The organism is Nocardia asiatica NBRC 100129, from assembly GCF_000308415.1.
GTDB classification, from domain to species: Bacteria; Actinomycetota; Actinomycetes; order Mycobacteriales; family Mycobacteriaceae; genus Nocardia; species Nocardia asiatica.
Window position 1 is genome coordinate 1 of the sequence record NZ_BAFS01000056.1, and the last position, 14,953, is coordinate 14,953.

Consider the following 14,953-nt stretch of genomic DNA (forward strand, 5'->3'; position numbering starts at 1 on the left):
AAACCGACTTCACTGACGCGAAGTGGTTCAAGAGCAGCCGCAGCGGGGGCGACAAAGCATGCGTCGAGGTCGCTTTCCTCGAGGGAGGCCGGGTCGGCGTTCGGGACTCGAAGGACCTGACCGGTCCGGCGCTGGTGTTCGCGCCCGGCGATTGGGACGCCTTCACCGCTGGCGTAGCCGACGGGGAGTTCGAGCGCGCTTGAGCCTCGGCGCAGGGGCCTGAGTTCCGAACGGAGGAATGTCCGAGCGGATCTCTCAGCGATGTGCGACGCGCGGACCTTGCAGTAGGGCGGCGAAGCCGTCGAGATGGCGGGCGAGGCTGTACTCGAACAGTTCGTCCAAGTTCGAGGCCGTGTCTTGCGGAATCGTTGCCAGGAGCGGGAATCGTCCGCTGTCGAGCAGATCGCGTGCTCGGGAACGTAGCGCGATCCGCCACCGGTCGAGGGGCATACCGCTGTCCTGTTCCGCTTCGACTTCCTCCGCCATCGACGCGGCGAGGGCGACGACCAGCGCGTGCAGGCTGAGCGCTTCGTGCATGCGTGTGGTCATGGGCAGCCCGAGCCCGTCGAGTGCGCGCAGAACCCACTCGGTTTGCGCCATCATGTTGGGCGCGAGCAGGGGGCGGGTGAACGAGATGACTTCGGGCAGCCATAGGTGTCGCTGACACAGCTGCCATTGCCTGCGGGCGATCAGTTCGAGTGCGGCCCGCCATCCGTCCGGCCCCGGCTCGGGTAGCTCGAGTTCGCCGAAGGCCATGTCGGCCATCTGCGTCAGCAGTTCGTCTTTGCCGGCCACGTGCCGGTACAGCGACATCGGGCCGACGCCGAGTTCGGCCGCGAGTCGTCGCATCGACACCGCGTCCAAACCCTCGGTATCGGCGATTCTGATCGCGTGGCGAACCAGGTGGTTCCGGTTCAGTGCCTGGTCGGAGAGGCTGGACGGCCGCGGCGCTGGTGCGGTGGCGGTGCGGCGCGCCACCGGGTCGGCCGGCCGGTGACGGGCGCTGACCACCGTGCCGGAACCGACCCGCGCTTCGACCAACCCCTCCTCGCGCAGTGTCGCCGTCACCCTGGTCGCGGTCGCGACCGCGACGCCCCATCGCTGGGCGATCTGCCGGATGGAAGGCACCCGGTCGCCGGGCCGCAAGTCGCCGGTCACGATCCGGGCGCGGATCTCCGCGACGATTGCCCGGTACGGCGGTTCCGGCCGCTGGGCGGGTGACGACATGAGTTCTCCGATCTCTCGCGCCAGGTAACAGCCAACGGCCACAAGTGTACTAGTTCAATGAAATTCGACCTAGTTCACTTATTTCGCTGCTGGATAGCATATTTCAGCTGCTCCCATTACGGTTGGCCTTAGTTCAATACGCCGTACGCACGCAGTGTCGAGTCAGGTAGACCGGCCACTCGCCGCACCCGTCCAACTCGATCGGCGGGCCACTGTCAGCAGGGAGTACGTATGAAGAATCGGACCGTCCTCATTTCCGGGGCAGGGATCGCCGGACCGACCCTGGCGTACTGGCTGGCCCAGTACGGTTTTCAACCGACGGTCGTGGAGCGCGCGGCCGCACCTCGCAGCGGTGGTCATGCCGTCGATATACGAGGCACCGCCCGGCAAGTGGCCGAGCGAACAGGCATCGTCGCCCAGGTCCGGCGGGCGCACACCGGAGCGCGCGGTATGGCGTTCATCGATCGCGAGGGCAAACGGGTCGCGTCGATGGGTACCGACGTGTTCGGGCATTCGGGCGGGCCCGTCGCCGAGATGGCGATCCTGCGTACCGATCTGGCCCGGATCCTCTACGACGCGACACACGACGACATCGAGTACGTGTTCGACGACTCGATCGCCGCGGTCAAGCAGGACGACTACGGCGTGCGCGTCGACTTCGAGAAAGGTGGGTCCAGGCGATTCGACCTTTTGGTCGGTGCGGACGGCGTGCATTCCAACGTCCGCGCCCTGGTCTTCGGCCCGGAGGAGCGCTACATCCGCGATCTCGGCTGCTACATATCGCTGTTCAGCACCACCACCGCGCTCGAGCACGATGGTTGGCAATTGATGTACACCATTCCGGGCGGCGATGGCAGGCCGGGCAGAACAGCCGCGCTGTACCCGAAACCCGTTGCCGGAGAGGCACTGGTCGGGTTCTTCTTGCGCTCGGCCTCGCTGCGCTACGACAAGCGGGATATCGATGAGCAGAAGCGGATCGTCGTCTCCGCGTTCCAGGGGGACGCATGGGAGATCCCCCGGATGCTCGCCTCGATCCGGGAGGCGCCCGATTTCTACTTCGACCGGGTGGACCAGGTTCACGTGGACACCTGGTCACGCGGCCGGACGGTACTGCTCGGGGACGCGGGCTACTGCGCCTCGCCGATGTCGGGCATCGGCACCAGCCTGGCGCTCGTCGGAGCGTACGTCCTGGCCGGTGAACTGGCCGTGGCCGACGGCGACCATGGCATCGCCTATGCCGCGTACGAGCGGGAGATGCGCGAGTTCGTCGCGCTCGCCCAAGAGTTCGCCAGGAAGGCGGGTGACGGCGGGCTGATGCCGGACTCACCTGCCCAGCTCCGGCTGCGCAACCTGTCGGTCCGGATGCTGCCGTTGCTGCCGAGGCGCCTGGTCGGCCGGGGCATGGAGAAAGTCGCCGAGGTGGTGGATCTGAAGGACTACACGGCGTTCACACGGGCTGCGGCCCACGACTGAGGAGGACAAGCATGCGGGTGAGTACATTCCTGTGGTTCGACGGCCGAGCCGAGGAGGCCGCCGATCACTACACAGGGTTGATCGCGGACTCCGAGATCCTCGACGTCCAGCGCGGCGCGGACGGTCGCGTCACCACCGTCTCCTTCGACCTGGCCGGACAGCGGTACATCGCCTACAACGGCGGGCCGCAGTTCGCCTTCACCGGAGCGCTCTCGATATACGTCGAGTGCGATACGCAGGACGAGGTCGACACCGTATGGGCGGGCCTCACCGACGGCGGCCGAGAAGGACCGGGCGGTTCACTGACCGATCGTTTCGGCGTGACCTGGCAGGTCATCCCGAAAGCTCTGGGCGAACTGCTGGGCGGCGCCGAACCGGAGGCGGCCGAACGGATTCTGACCGCGGTGCACGGCATGACCAAGATCGATATCCAGGGCTTGCTCGCGGCGAGCGGCCGTTGAGCCCGGCTCCGGACCGAGGTCAGGGCGGCCGCCCGGCGTGCGGGCCGGTCAGGCGACCAAGTCCGCGTATTCGCGGTGCTCGGCGATGTACTTCTCCACGTACCAGCAGGTGGGGATGACGGAGAACCCGGCAGCGCGAGAGTCGTCGAGGGCGTACTCGACTACTTGGGCGGCCACTCCCCGGCCCCGGAATTCGGGGAAGGTCATGGTGTGGTGGAAGTCGCGGACCTTGGGGTTCTCGCGTTCGGCGTAGTCGGCGTACCCGGCGAGCGTGTCATCGATGTAGATCTCGAAACGAGTGTCGGCGACGTTGTGTTCGAGCCTGGTCGTCATGTTCGGGTAGAACTCCTTGTCGGCGGGGTATGTTCCGTTGCGGCGGTCACAGGATCGCGCCGGGGTTGAGGATGCCGTCCGGGTCGAGCGCGTCCTTGATGCGCCGGGTCAGGGCCATCACGTCGGGGCCGAGCTGATCGGGCAGCCACGCCTTCTTCAGTCGTCCGACGCCGTGCTCACCGGTGATGGTGCCGCCGAGGGCGATGGCCAGGTCCATGATCTCGCCGAAGGCGCGGTGCGCCCGCGCGGTGAGGTCGGCGTCCGACGGATCGTGCACGATCAGCGGGTGGGTGTTGCCGTCGCCCGCGTGCGCGATCACCGACACCGTCACCGCGTTGCGCTCGGCGATCCCGGCGATGCCGGTCACGAGGTCGCCGAGCCGGGGCAGCGGCACGCCGACGTCCTCGAGCAGCAGCGGCCCGATCTTCTCCACGGCGGGGATCGCGAAACGCCGTGCGGCCGCGAACGCCTCGCCCTCGCTGGGATCGTCGGTGTGGAACACCTCTGTCGCGCCCGCCTTCTCGCAGGCCGTCGCCATGATCTCGGCCTCGCGCCTGGCGAATTCACCGGGTGCGTCGGAACGCGCGACCAGCAGCGCGGCCGCCTTCCGGTCCAGGCCCATGCGCAACTCGTCCTCCACGGCGTTGATCGCCACCGAGTCCATGAACTCGAGCATCGACGGCCGCAGCTCACCGGTGATCGTGAGGATCGCCTCGGTGGCGGCGGTGAGCGTGGCGAAGCTCGCGACGACCGTGCTCTGCGGCGGTTGCGCGGGCAACAGGCGCAAGGTGAGCTCCGTGATCACGCCCAGCGTGCCCTCGCTGCCGACGAACAGCTTGGTCAGCGACAACCCGGCCGAGTCCTTCAGGCGCGGGCCACCGAGCCGCACGACGGTGCCGTCGGCGAGCACGACCTGCATGCCGAGCACGTAGTCGGTGGTGACGCCGTACTTGACGCAGCACAGCCCGCCCGCGTTGGTCGCGGCGTTGCCGCCGATCGAGCAGATCTCGAACGACGACGGGTCGGGCGGATACCACAGGCCGTGCTCCGCGACCGCGCGCTTGACCTCGGCGTTCAGCAAGCCGGGCTGCACCACCGCGGTCCGCGTCACGGGATCGACGGAGATCTCGCGCATCCGCTCGGTGCTCAGCACGATCGCTCCGTCGACGGCGGTCGCGCCGCCGGAGAGTCCGGAACCGGCTCCGCGCGGGATCACCGGGACACGATGCGCGGCGGCCCACCGCAGGGTCGCGGCCACGTCGTCGGTGCCGGTGGCGCGCACCACGGCCGAGGCGGTGCCCGCGTCAGGGTCGCGCGCCCAGTCCTGCCGGTAGCCGGCGAGCAGGTCGGCGTCGGTGAGCACCGCGCCGTCGGGGAGCGCCGCGATCAGGTCATGCAGGTCCACAAGCTTCACGCTAGCGTCAGGTGCCCGGGATTTGCTGACCGGCCGTCCGGTACGCGTGTAACGGACGCGGACGACGTGGCGCTGTCTCGCGGCGGAGCGCACCGTCGGCGGTCGGGGCCGGGCCGGATCAGCTGAGCCACCGGGTGGTCGCCGACCGCTCATCTCGCGGACACCTGCCGCTGGCACGCTGATCGCGTGCACGAGCTGTCCGAGACCGCCGACACGATCGCCGATCGGTTCACCCACTGGTGCGAGGCCGTCGTCGGCCGCCTGCCATTCGGGCTGAACCGTCTCGTGCCGGCCACCTTCCTGGGCTTCGCGCTCATCAACAGCGGCACCTTCGCCGTCGACCTGGCGCTGCTCACCGTTCTGCACGGCTTGTTCGATCTGCCGATCTGGTTGGCGGTGACCGTCGCGTACGTGTGCGCGTTCGGGATCAGTTTCGTGCTCAACCGCACGTTCAACTTCCATTCGCACGCGCCGGTCGGCAGACAGGCTGCGATCTACGTCGTCGTGGTCGTGGTGAACTACTTCGCGTTCATCCTCGGCGTCGGCAGCGGATTGACCGCGCTGGGCCTGCAGTACCACGTCTCCCGGTTGCTGGCGGGCGCGTGCGAGGCCGTCTATATGTACAGCGCGATGCGCTGGGTGGTCTTCCGGCGTTCGGTCGAGCCGAGACCGCGACCGGTACGCGACGCGAACCGAGTCACTGGGGCTTGAGCGCCGCTCGCCCGCGTCGCGCGCGCAAGAACGCGTGCCGTGTTCTCGGGCAGCGCGGGTCGGTCCCACATCGTCGCGGAGGCGGCGCGGAGATCCGGAGGAGGCAGCCGGTGCGGCTTCGAGCAGCGGCTACCGACGTTCCTCACGTACTGATCAGCGCCTCGATGCGCGTGCCGTCGACGACGATCGCGTCGTCGTCGGTCAGCGCCCAGTGCGCGACGCCTTCGGCGCGGTAACGGGCCGCGAGCCGGGTGCAGTGGCCATCGGGATCGGTGGCCGAATCGACGTGCGGCACGATGCGGCGGTCGACCAATCCCAGTCCGTCCCATCGCGGTTCGACGCCGCAGGCCGGTTCGACCTCGGCCGGATCGTCGGCCGATTCCAGGCCGTGCAGGTCCGGGGTCAGTACGCAGGCTCCCGCGCTGTATCCGGCGTAGACCAGCGCGTCGGCGGCGAGCAGCCGGGGCAGGACCCGGTCGGCGCCGCTGCGGGCGAACTGGGCGCGCAGCACGAACGTGTTGCCGCCGCGCACCCACAGCAGCGGGAACTCGGCCAGCTTTCGTTCCAGCTCCGTTTCGCGCCCGACGTACTCGCGCAGGTCGAGCACTTCCGGCCGGTAGCCGAGCTTGCGCAGCGGCGCCATATCGCTGGTCACCGCGCCCGCCCACGCCTGCGGCCAGGCGTCGCAGGCGTTCGGTACCAGTGCGACCCGGCCGGGCGGGCCCGCCAGTGCGACGAGCCGGTCGTAGTGCGCCCCGAAGCGGTAGCTGGACAGGAAAAGCCGCACGGCGGGTCAGATGGTGAAGGCCAGGTGGCGGACCACCCGCCGGCCGAGTTCGCCGTCGCCGTGGATGGTGATCTCGTCCAAGTGCTCGTCGGCGGTTGTCCGGCCGCCACCGAGCCGCACGAAAAGTCCGGAGTCCAGGCTTATCTCGACCGTGGCCGGTTCGTCGAACGCGTCCACGTAGCTCGCCCGGCCCGCCACCTGGATGTGCAAGGTCCTGGCCAGCGGACCGCTCAGCGCGAAAGTGATCCGCGCACCGTCCGGCGCGTCGCCCTTCTTGACCACCACGCGCGGGATGCTGCCCGCGAACTCCTCGAACGCCAGCTTGCCGCGTGGCCCGCCCTCCTCGACCGTGACGCCGAGCGCGTCGGCGATGTCGAGTTCGTGCATCCAGCAGTCGAACAACCGCACTCGCATGAACCGGCCGTAGGTCACCTGGCCGATCGGGGAGACGGTCTCCTTGTCCCACTCGGCCTCGCTCATCGCCGCGAGCGCCGCACGCCTGCGGTCCACCACGTCGCGAAAAAGCTCGAGCAGCCGGACCCCGGGCAGCGGACGCAGCCGGTCCACCCAGATCTCGTTGAGCACCGCGGTCTCGTTGCGCACGTAGGGCAGCGTGCGCACGTCGGTCTTGGCCCTGGTGGGGTCGTGCGCGGGCGGGCGCTCGCCCAGCAACCAGGACTCGGTGCCGATCATGTGCGCGACCAGGTCGAACACCGTCCAGCCCGGCAGCGACGACGGAGTGCGCCAGCGGTCCTCGTCCAGGGGGGCGACCAGTGCGTCGATCGCCTCCCATTGGCGCGACAGCAGGCCGATCAGCGTGGTCCGGTCCAACGTCTCGGTCATCCGTCGCTTTCCTTTTCCGGGCTTTCGCCCTCGTTGTCCAATGCCGCGATGCCGTCTCGGATGGCCGCGGCGGTGCCGACCGGGTCGTGCGGACGCCGCAACAGGAATCCCTTGGCGAACCGCAGCATGTCGCCGTGCCTGCGCGGGATCACGTGCAGGTGGACGTGCGGGACGGTCTGGAACGCCGCGGTGCCGTCGTTGAGCACCAGGTTGGCGCCGTCGGCGGCCAGGCTGCTGCGCCGGATGGCCAGGGCGAGCCGATGCCCGGCGCGGAAGATCCGCGCGCCGAGTTCGGCGTCGAGATCCTCCAGTTCGGCGGCGTGCCGTTTCGGTATGACCAGGGTGTGCCCGCGGGCAATCGGCCGGATGTCGAGGAACGCGCAGAGCGCGTCGTCCTCATATACCTTCGTCGCCGGTGCCTCGCCCGCCACAATGCGGCAGAAGACGCAGTCGTTCACACGCTGGACCATACGGCGTACGAGGCGAGCGGAACACCCCGGAGCGCCGATCCGCATGACGCCCGTCACGGTGGCGCGGCCGCCCGATCCCATGACCAGGTGCCGAACCTCGAGGTTGGTAACGAACTTCTCCGTACGGTCTTGCCGTGTTCACATGCGGAGACGACGATCACAGATCGACAAAGCAAAACGGGCAGACCGGGCAAAAACCCGGCTCGGCGGTGGACGAGGCCGCTCCGAGACGGCCGGATGGTATCCGGCCGATCGGCGCGACTCGTCCGGCGTGTGTGACCGGCATCTCAGCTAGGCTCACCGCGGGCCAGGTACAGTTGCGAGGATTTGGGCGAACTTACTCATCGGTAACATCGTCCGATCGTCTACCCGTTGCCTGAAGCTCGGTAAGAGAAGGAAGTCTGACAAGTGGAGACAACGCAGAGCGTAGGCGATCCATCGCCACGCGGCGCGCGTGTCGGTGTCGTCCGCGAATCGAACGCGGGCGAGCGACGTGTCGCTTTGGTGCCGAAGATCATTCCCAGCCTGCTGAAGCAGGGCGTGGAGGTCGTCGTCGAGGCCGGCGCCGGGCAGGGCGCGCTGATTCCGGACGAAGCCTATGTGGAGGCGGGCGCGTCGATCGGCGATCCGTGGTCGGCGGACGTGGTGGTGAAGGTGGCCCCGCCCAGTGACGCCGAGGTGGGCAAGCTGTCGTCGGGGCAGACGCTGATCGGTTTCCTGGCGCCGCGCAACGCCGACAATCAGATCGCCGCGTTGAAGTCGGCGGGCGTGCGGGCGTTCGCGGTGGAGGCGATCCCGCGGATCTCGCGCGCGCAGGTGATGGACGCGTTGTCCTCGCAGGCGAACGTGGCGGGGTACAAGGCCGTGTTGCTGGCCGCCTCCGAATCCACCCGTTTCTTCCCGATGCTGACCACCGCCGCGGGCACGGTGAAGCCCGCGACCGTGCTGGTGCTGGGTGTGGGTGTCGCCGGCTTGCAAGCTTTGGCGACCGCCAAGCGTCTCGGCGGACGGACCACCGGTTACGACGTGCGGCCCGAGGTGGCCGACCAGGTGCGGTCGGTCGGCGCGCAGTGGCTGGATCTGGGCATCGACGCCGCCGGTGAGGGCGGATACGCCCGCGAGCTCACCGACGAGGAGAAGGCCGAGCAGCAGCAGGCTTTGGAGGACGCGATCAAGGGCTTCGACGTGGTCATCACGACCGCGCTGGTGCCGGGGCGTCCCGCGCCGCGTCTGGTGACCGCGGCGGCGGTGGAGGGCATGAAGCCCGGCAGCGTGATCGTGGACCTGGCGGGTGAGACCGGCGGCAACTGCGAGCTGACCGAACCCGGCGAGGTCGTGGTGAAACACGAGGTGACCATCGCCTCGCCGTTGAACCTGCCCGCCACCATGCCCGAGCACGCCTCGGAGCTGTACGCCAAGAACATCGCGGCGCTGCTGGAGCTGATGCTGGTGGACGGCAAGCTCGCCCCCGACTTCAGCGACCAGGTGCTGGCGGATTCCTGCGTCACCCGTGACGCGGCCGAATCCGCCGAGGCAGCCGAGTCGACCGAATCGGCTGCGGCGACCGAATCCGCTGCGGCGACCGAGTCCGCTGCGGCGGCTGAGTCCGCTGAGGTCAAGGACGCGACCGAGGCGAAGGTGGAGAACTGATGTATACCGAACTGCTGGCGAACATCGCGATCCTGGTGCTGTCCGGGTTCGTGGGTTTCGCCGTGATCTCCAAGGTCCCCAACACGCTGCACACGCCGCTGATGTCGGGCACCAACGCCATCCACGGCATCGTGGTGCTGGGTGCGCTGGTCACCCTGGGCAAGATGGAGGATCCGTCCATCGGCATCCAGATCATCCTGTTCGTGGCGCTGGTGTTCGGAACCTTGAACGTGGTCGGCGGTTTCGTGGTCACCGACCGCATGCTGGGCATGTTCAAGGGCAAGAAGCCGGTCGCGGCCGAGAAGGCGGGGAAGTAGACCCATGGACAACCTCGTCAATATCCTCTACATCATCGCGTTCGCGCTGTTCATCTACGGTCTGATGGGCCTGACCGGGCCGAAGACCGCGGTGCGCGGCAACTGGATCGCCGCGATCGGCATGGGCATCGCGGTGGTCGCCACGTTGATCGCGGTGCGTGAGACGTCGAACTGGATCCTGATCGTCGCCGGGCTCGTCATCGGTGTCGTGCTCGGGGTGCCGCCCGCGCGGTATACGAAGATGACCGCGATGCCGCAGCTGGTGGCCGCGTTCAACGGTGTCGGTGGCGGCACGGTCGCGTTGATCGCGTGGGCGGAATTCCTGGACACCACCGGCTTCTCGGCGTTCAAGCACGGCGAGGAACCGACCGTGCACATCATCGTCGGGTCGTTGTTCGCCGCGATCATCGGTTCGGTGTCGTTCTGGGGCTCGCTGATCGCGTTCGGCAAGCTGCAGGAGATCCTGCCGGGCCGCCCGATCGGGGTCGGCAAGTTGCAGCAACCGTTGAATCTGCTGCTGCTGGTCGTCGCGGTCGTCGCGGCGGTGGTGATCGGCCTCGGCGCGGCCGACGGTGGCGCGCCGTGGTGGTGGATGGTGCTGTTGCTGCTGGCCGCCGGTGTGCTCGGGTTGATGGTGGTGCTGCCGATCGGCGGCGCGGACATGCCCGTGGTCATCTCGCTGCTCAACGCCCTGACCGGATTGTCGGCCGCGGCCGCGGGTCTGGCGTTGAACAACACCGCGATGATCGTGGCGGGCATGATCGTCGGCGCGTCCGGCACCATCCTGACCAACCTGATGGCCAAGGCGATGAACCGGTCCATCCCGGCGATCGTCGCGGGTGGATTCGGCGGCGGCGGAACCGCGCCGGGCGCCGGTGGCGGCGAGGCGAAACAGGCCAAGGCCACCTCCGCCGCGGACGCCGCGATCCAGATGGCCTACGCCAACCAGGTCATCGTCGTCCCGGGCTACGGCATGGCCGTCGCGCAGGCGCAGCACGCGGTCAAGGAGATGGCCTCGCTGCTGGAGGCCAAGGGCGTGGAGGTCAAATACGCCATCCACCCGGTCGCCGGTCGCATGCCCGGCCACATGAACGTCCTCCTGGCCGAGGCCGAGGTCTCCTACGACGCGCTCAAGGAAATGGACGACATCAACGGCGAATTCAATCGCACCGACGTCGCCCTGGTGATCGGCGCCAACGACGTCACGAATCCCGCCGCCCGTGAGGACTCCTCCAGTCCGATCTACGGCATGCCGGTGCTCAACGTCGACCAGGCCAAGTCGGTGATCGTGCTCAAGCGCTCGATGAACTCCGGTTTCGCCGGTATCGACAACCCGCTGTTCTACGCCGACCACACCTCGATGCTGTTCGGCGACGCCAAGAAGTCCGTGGGAGCGGTCACCGAGGAACTGAAGGCGCTGTAGCCGAGAAGTTCCGCGCTCAGCGCCCCGCCACCGAGACCTGGGTGGCGGGGCGCCTGCGTAATTCGATGGACACGGCGGCCCGCGTCCCCGGATCATTCTCGGAGTGTCCGCACGTCATGAGCCTCTTCGGTTGATCGGTTCCGGCGAGCCCTCGGCCGATCCCGCCGAGCGGCTGCCGTGGACCGTCACCGTCGATTCCACCTACTCGATCCGCGACGCGATCGATGCCCTCGCGCTCGGCCCGTTCCTGCGCGGCGATCATCCCTGCGCGCGCACAGCGCATCTGGAGCGGGTGCGGCCGGAGGCGCTGCTGCGCCCCGAACGCGGCCGCGTGGTGCGCACGGTGCGCGACAACGACAGCGGGGCCACGCTGGTGGTCGGTCCCGGCTGGTCGTTGCGGTCGGTTCGCTGGTCGGGTGGTTCGGCGATGGTCGAGGTCACCGCCGTCACCGACACGCTCGCGGACGAACTGCTCGCCGAGGCGATCCGCGACGCGGCAGCGCCGCCGGAGGTGGGCGAGACCGTGGAAATGGGCTTCTGGCACATGCACAATCACGGCCCGCAGCGGCGCGCGCGCTCGATCTCGGCGCCGGAGTGGCCCGCGATCCGTGGCAACTACGCGGGCGGGGTCGCCGCCGCGATGGATCGTCTGATGTCGCTGACCGCCGACGACGTCCGTGGACGGCTGGTGCTGCTGCACGGGCCTCCCGGCACCGGGAAGACCACCGCGCTGCGCGCCCTGGCGCGGGCCTGGGGCGCCTGGTGCCAGTTCGACTGCGTGCTCGACCCCGAGGTGATGTTCGGCAAGCCCGGCTATCTGATGGAAGTGGCCGCGGGTGTCGACAACGCCGACGAGGGCGCGCCCCGCTGGCGGATGCTGGTCCTGGAAGACTGCGACGAGCTCATTCGCGGAGAAGCGAAAGAGGCGGCCGGGCAGGGCCTTTCGCGGTTGCTGAACCTGACCGACGGCATCCTCGGCCAGGGCCGGGACGTGCTCGTCGCCATCACCACCAATGAGGACCTGTCGCGGCTGCATCCGGCTGTCACACGGCCGGGCCGGTGCCTGGCGCGGATCGAGATCGGACGGCTGTCTCCCGAGGAGGCGGCGGCCTGGTCGGCGCGGGAGCAGCAGGGCGCGACCACCGCGTTCCCGGATGGAGCAACGTTGGCCGAGCTCGTCGCGGCGCGCGACGGCGAGGCGCGAATCGATGCCGCCACGCCGGAGACGGTGAATCCGGGACTGTATCTGTAAACCGGGAAGCGGCGGCGCACGGCGCGATCTGCGCCGTGCCGTCGAAAGCGCGATACCAGTCCGCTCCCGGACGGGGTAGGCCGCGTCCGTGATCCGAAGCCGCTGCGCGGGTTGATCGATGCGACGGGAGCCGAGAGGGAACCGGGCGGTATCTCGCACGGCGGCGCTCACGGCGATCGGCTAGATTCCATGGGTTCGCCCGTCGCCCTGTGCGCACGGAACCACGCGAGACCCGGGGAGGGGATCCATGACCACACCACCGAACAATCCGTATCCAGGTCAGCCCGGCGGGCAGCCGGGCTACCCGCAGCAGCCGCCTGCCGGTGCGCCGCAGGGGTTCTCCGGCCAGCCGGGCTACCCGCAGCAGCCGCCAGCCGGTGCGCCGCAGGGGTTCCCTGGCCAGCCAGGCTATCCCGGGCAGCCGCAGGAATACCCCCAGCCCGGGTACCCCGGCGCGCCTCAGCCGGGCTACCCGCCGCAGGGTGGCTTCCCGCCGCAACCGGGTTACCCCGGCGGCGGTTTCCCGCCGCCCCAGCAGAATCGGAGCGGCGGTAGCGGAATCGGCAAGATCCTGGCCGTGCTCGGTGTCGTCGTGGTGCTCGTCTTGCTGGTCGTGGGCGCCCGCACCGTGTTCCGCTCGGACGGCGAGAAGATCGAGATCGGTCAGTGCGCGAAGTTGTCGGGCACCACCATCAAGGCCGAGTTCGCCACCAAGGAATGCACCGACCCGGAGGCCAACTACGTGGTGGCGCAACGGCTGGACGGCGCGAACGCGGATTGCCCCACCAAGGATTACGCGAGCTACTACCAGACCGGCAGCAACGACTACACGCTGTGCCTGCGGTTGAACGTCAAGGAGGGCGACTGCATCGACGGCGGCTTCCTCGGCGCCAGCACCAAGGTGGCCTGTGGATCCGCGGCGGACTTCAAGATCGGCCGGATCGTGCGCGGCACCGCCGACAAATCCGCGTGCGGTGCGAAGGCGACCGAGAACGACACGATCGTCTACCCCAAACCCGACCCGATCACACTGTGCCTGGTGTCGCCGAAGTAATGGTCGGTGGGCCGTCAGCCTGGAACGATGCGGGAACTCGGCGCGGCCACGACGTTCGCGTACCGGCAACACAGCAGTACGGCGATCATCGGCACGATCATGGCTGTGGTCAGTGAGACCACGGCGGTGAGCCAGCCGATCACCGTGGGGCCCGCGAGCAGGCCGAGGTAGCCGATGCTGAACACCCGGGACATGTCGGTCGCGGCCGTGCCGGAGCCCAGATTGCCCGCCGCGCTGAAGATCTGCGGTACGCCGCCGGCGAGTCCGAGCCCGGTCATGGCCCAGCCCAGCAGGGTCAGCGGAATCCATGGCGAGGCGACGATCACCGCCAGGCCGAGTGCGGCGATCAGCGAGCCGTAGCGCACCACCGCGACCCCGCCGAACGCGTGGCTGACCCGGTCGGTGGCGAAACGCCCGATCGTCATCGTGGTGGAGAAGGCGCCGAAGGCCAGCGCGGCGGTCGCGGCATCGGCGTCCAAATGTTCGCGCATCTGCAAGGTGCTCCAGTCCGCTGCCACGCCTTCGGCCAGGAGTATCGCGAAGGCGATCGCGGACAGTGCCAACACTTTTCGGTGGCGGTCGCGGATGCCGAGGCGAATCGTGGCGAAGCCGCGCGCCGCCCGGTTGCGGTCGGGCGGCCGCGCGGTGGCCGCCGAGTCGTAACCCAGCGGCGGGGCGTCGCGCCGGAATAGCGCGGTCTCGTGCGGTGGCACGGCCGTCTCGTATCGGGGCCGTGACGCGTCCCGTTCGGGCGGAGCGGTTTCGTGCCGGGGCGGTGGCGTGTCGTGGCCCAACGGCGAAACGTCCAGTTCGGTCGCGTGTACGGAAGCGATTCCATGGGACGCCGTCGCCGCCCCGGGTGCTGCTTCGCGCAGCAGCCGCGGCACCAGCGTGAGGGTCAGCGCGACACAGCCGACCGCGGCGGCGACCAGGGTCACCCGCACGTCCCAGCCCGCCCGCAGCGTGGCGGCTCCGAGCAGTGAGCCGAGCAGGCCGCCGCCGGAGAACAGCGCGTGGAACGCGGCCATGATCGGACGCCGGTAAGCCCGCTCCACGAGCACGGCCTGCGTGTTCATCGAAACGTCGAGTGCTCCGTTGCCGAGACCGAAGCAAGCCAGGGCGAGGGCCAAGGTGAACGGTCCGGTGGCGAGACCGGGGCCGATCACCGCGACCGACCCGAGGCACGCCGCGGCGCCGACCAGCGTCCTGCTGCCGAACCGGTCGGCGAGCGGACCTGCCAGCCGCATCCCGACGATGCCCGCACCGGCCATCAGCAGGATGAACATGCCCAGAGTCGATTTCGAGACCCCCGTGCGATCGGTGATGACGGGGATGTGCACCACCCACATGGCGAGGAGGAAGCCGTTCGTGGCGAAGACCGCGAACACCGCGGCGCGCGCGACCCGGAGCGGACGATCGACCGTCGGGGGCTTCACCATGTCGACGGTACCGACGAACCGGCGGGTGCGGCCAGCCTCGCTCGCGGAATCGGTCCAGGGCGACGTCGACCTGGTCGTGCGACCGTGCGGGACGCTCGA

Annotated in this window: 16 protein-coding genes; 9 read left to right on the forward strand and 7 right to left on the reverse strand. The window is 68.9% G+C overall.

What is annotated here, in order from left to right:
• A partial coding sequence (locus ON27_RS05965; RefSeq protein WP_043720637.1) for a DUF397 domain-containing protein occupies window positions 1-203 on the forward strand: 203 nt, incomplete at its 5' end.
• A gap of 52 nt (window positions 204-255) precedes the next feature.
• Here ON27_RS05965 and ON27_RS05970 read toward each other — a convergent pair.
• Window positions 256-1,227: a TetR/AcrR family transcriptional regulator C-terminal domain-containing protein gene (locus ON27_RS05970; RefSeq protein ID WP_043720644.1), complete on the reverse strand. Its 972-nt coding sequence runs from the start codon at window positions 1,225-1,227 to the stop codon at window positions 256-258.
• 231 nt (window positions 1,228-1,458) lie between these two features.
• Between ON27_RS05970 and ON27_RS05975 the strand changes: the two genes are divergently transcribed.
• Together ON27_RS05975 and ON27_RS05980 are read left to right on the forward strand one after the other, a co-directional pair.
• Window positions 1,459-2,700, forward strand: coding sequence for an FAD-dependent monooxygenase (locus ON27_RS05975; protein WP_043720647.1), 1,242 nt, complete (start codon window positions 1,459-1,461; stop codon window positions 2,698-2,700).
• An 11-nt stretch (window positions 2,701-2,711) separates the two neighbouring features.
• Complete coding sequence (locus ON27_RS05980) at window positions 2,712-3,161, forward strand: VOC family protein (protein ID WP_043720653.1); 450 nt, start codon at window positions 2,712-2,714, stop codon at window positions 3,159-3,161.
• 48 nt (window positions 3,162-3,209) lie between these two features.
• Here ON27_RS05980 and ON27_RS05985 read toward each other — a convergent pair whose 3' ends face one another.
• The gene (locus ON27_RS05985; protein WP_043720657.1) at window positions 3,210-3,494 is read right to left on the reverse strand and encodes a GNAT family N-acetyltransferase; all 285 of its coding nucleotides are present in this window, start codon (window positions 3,492-3,494) and stop codon (window positions 3,210-3,212) included.
• 46 nt (window positions 3,495-3,540) lie between these two features.
• Window positions 3,541-4,899 (reverse strand): FAD-binding oxidoreductase, encoded by a 1,359-nt coding sequence (locus ON27_RS05990; protein ID WP_245559807.1) that lies wholly within the window; start codon window positions 4,897-4,899, stop codon window positions 3,541-3,543.
• Between the two features lie 195 nt (window positions 4,900-5,094).
• On the opposite strand from ON27_RS05990, the gene ON27_RS05995 reads away from it, so the two are divergent.
• Window positions 5,095-5,619 (forward strand): GtrA family protein, encoded by a 525-nt coding sequence (locus tag ON27_RS05995; RefSeq protein ID WP_063711282.1) that lies wholly within the window; start codon window positions 5,095-5,097, stop codon window positions 5,617-5,619.
• Window positions 5,620-5,761: 142 nt separating this feature from the next.
• Here ON27_RS05995 and ON27_RS06000 read toward each other — a convergent pair whose 3' ends face one another.
• Genes ON27_RS06000 through ON27_RS06010 form a run of 3 tightly spaced genes read right to left on the reverse strand, consistent with a single transcriptional unit; the run spans window position 5,762 to window position 7,707 of the window.
• Complete coding sequence (locus ON27_RS06000; RefSeq protein ID WP_043720663.1) at window positions 5,762-6,406, reverse strand: Type 1 glutamine amidotransferase-like domain-containing protein; 645 nt, start codon at window positions 6,404-6,406, stop codon at window positions 5,762-5,764.
• 6 nt (window positions 6,407-6,412) lie between these two features.
• The gene (locus ON27_RS06005; protein ID WP_043720666.1) at window positions 6,413-7,249 is read right to left on the reverse strand and encodes a maleylpyruvate isomerase family mycothiol-dependent enzyme; all 837 of its coding nucleotides are present in this window, start codon (window positions 7,247-7,249) and stop codon (window positions 6,413-6,415) included.
• The gene (locus ON27_RS06010; RefSeq protein ID WP_043720748.1) at window positions 7,246-7,707 is read right to left on the reverse strand and encodes an HIT family protein; all 462 of its coding nucleotides are present in this window, start codon (window positions 7,705-7,707) and stop codon (window positions 7,246-7,248) included. Before ON27_RS06010 ends, ON27_RS06005 begins: the two co-directional genes overlap by 4 nt.
• Before the next feature lie 420 nt (window positions 7,708-8,127).
• Here ON27_RS06010 and ON27_RS06015 point away from each other — a divergent pair, with 420 nt between their 5' ends.
• The 5 genes from ON27_RS06015 (at window position 8,128) to ON27_RS42730 (ending at window position 13,415) form a co-directional block, all read left to right on the forward strand.
• Window positions 8,128-9,369: a Re/Si-specific NAD(P)(+) transhydrogenase subunit alpha gene (locus ON27_RS06015; protein ID WP_051046263.1), complete on the forward strand. Its 1,242-nt coding sequence runs from the start codon at window positions 8,128-8,130 to the stop codon at window positions 9,367-9,369.
• Window positions 9,369-9,686, forward strand: a complete 318-nt coding sequence (locus tag ON27_RS06020; RefSeq protein ID WP_043720669.1) for an NAD(P) transhydrogenase subunit alpha part 2 — start codon at window positions 9,369-9,371, stop codon at window positions 9,684-9,686. Before ON27_RS06015 ends, ON27_RS06020 begins: the two co-directional genes overlap by 1 nt.
• A gap of 4 nt (window positions 9,687-9,690) precedes the next feature.
• Window positions 9,691-11,109: an NAD(P)(+) transhydrogenase (Re/Si-specific) subunit beta gene (locus ON27_RS06025; RefSeq protein ID WP_043720672.1), complete on the forward strand. Its 1,419-nt coding sequence runs from the start codon at window positions 9,691-9,693 to the stop codon at window positions 11,107-11,109.
• Between the two features lie 130 nt (window positions 11,110-11,239).
• Window positions 11,240-12,361, forward strand: coding sequence for a DUF5925 domain-containing protein (locus ON27_RS06030; protein WP_083887398.1), 1,122 nt, complete (start codon window positions 11,240-11,242; stop codon window positions 12,359-12,361).
• Window positions 12,362-12,608: 247 nt separating this feature from the next.
• The gene (locus ON27_RS42730; RefSeq protein ID WP_157227096.1) at window positions 12,609-13,415 is read left to right on the forward strand and encodes an LppU/SCO3897 family protein; all 807 of its coding nucleotides are present in this window, start codon (window positions 12,609-12,611) and stop codon (window positions 13,413-13,415) included.
• Window positions 13,416-13,429: 14 nt separating this feature from the next.
• Here the strand turns inward: ON27_RS42730 and ON27_RS06040 are convergent, their stop codons facing one another.
• Entirely contained in the window at window positions 13,430-14,854 is a 1,425-nt protein-coding gene (locus tag ON27_RS06040) for an MFS transporter (protein ID WP_043720681.1), read from the reverse strand.
• Window positions 14,855-14,953 lie beyond the last annotated feature (99 nt).

Excerpts from the sequence above, each read along its gene's own strand:
- ON27_RS06025 (WP_043720672.1), top strand. The coding sequence starts at position 9,691 with ATGGACAACCTCGTCAATATCCTCTACATCATCGCGTTCGCGCTGTTC.
- ON27_RS42730 (WP_157227096.1), top strand. The coding sequence starts at position 12,609 with ATGACCACACCACCGAACAATCCGTATCCAGGTCAGCCCGGCGGGCAG.
- ON27_RS05985 (WP_043720657.1), bottom strand. The coding sequence starts at position 3,494 with ATGACGACCAGGCTCGAACACAACGTCGCCGACACTCGTTTCGAGATC.
- ON27_RS05975 (WP_043720647.1), top strand. The coding sequence starts at position 1,459 with ATGAAGAATCGGACCGTCCTCATTTCCGGGGCAGGGATCGCCGGACCG.
- ON27_RS06005 (WP_043720666.1), bottom strand. The coding sequence starts at position 7,249 with ATGACCGAGACGTTGGACCGGACCACGCTGATCGGCCTGCTGTCGCGC.
- ON27_RS05980 (WP_043720653.1), top strand. The coding sequence starts at position 2,712 with ATGCGGGTGAGTACATTCCTGTGGTTCGACGGCCGAGCCGAGGAGGCC.
- ON27_RS05970 (WP_043720644.1), bottom strand. The coding sequence starts at position 1,227 with ATGTCGTCACCCGCCCAGCGGCCGGAACCGCCGTACCGGGCAATCGTC.
- ON27_RS06020 (WP_043720669.1), top strand. The coding sequence starts at position 9,369 with ATGTATACCGAACTGCTGGCGAACATCGCGATCCTGGTGCTGTCCGGG.
- ON27_RS06040 (WP_043720681.1), bottom strand. The coding sequence starts at position 14,854 with ATGGTGAAGCCCCCGACGGTCGATCGTCCGCTCCGGGTCGCGCGCGCC.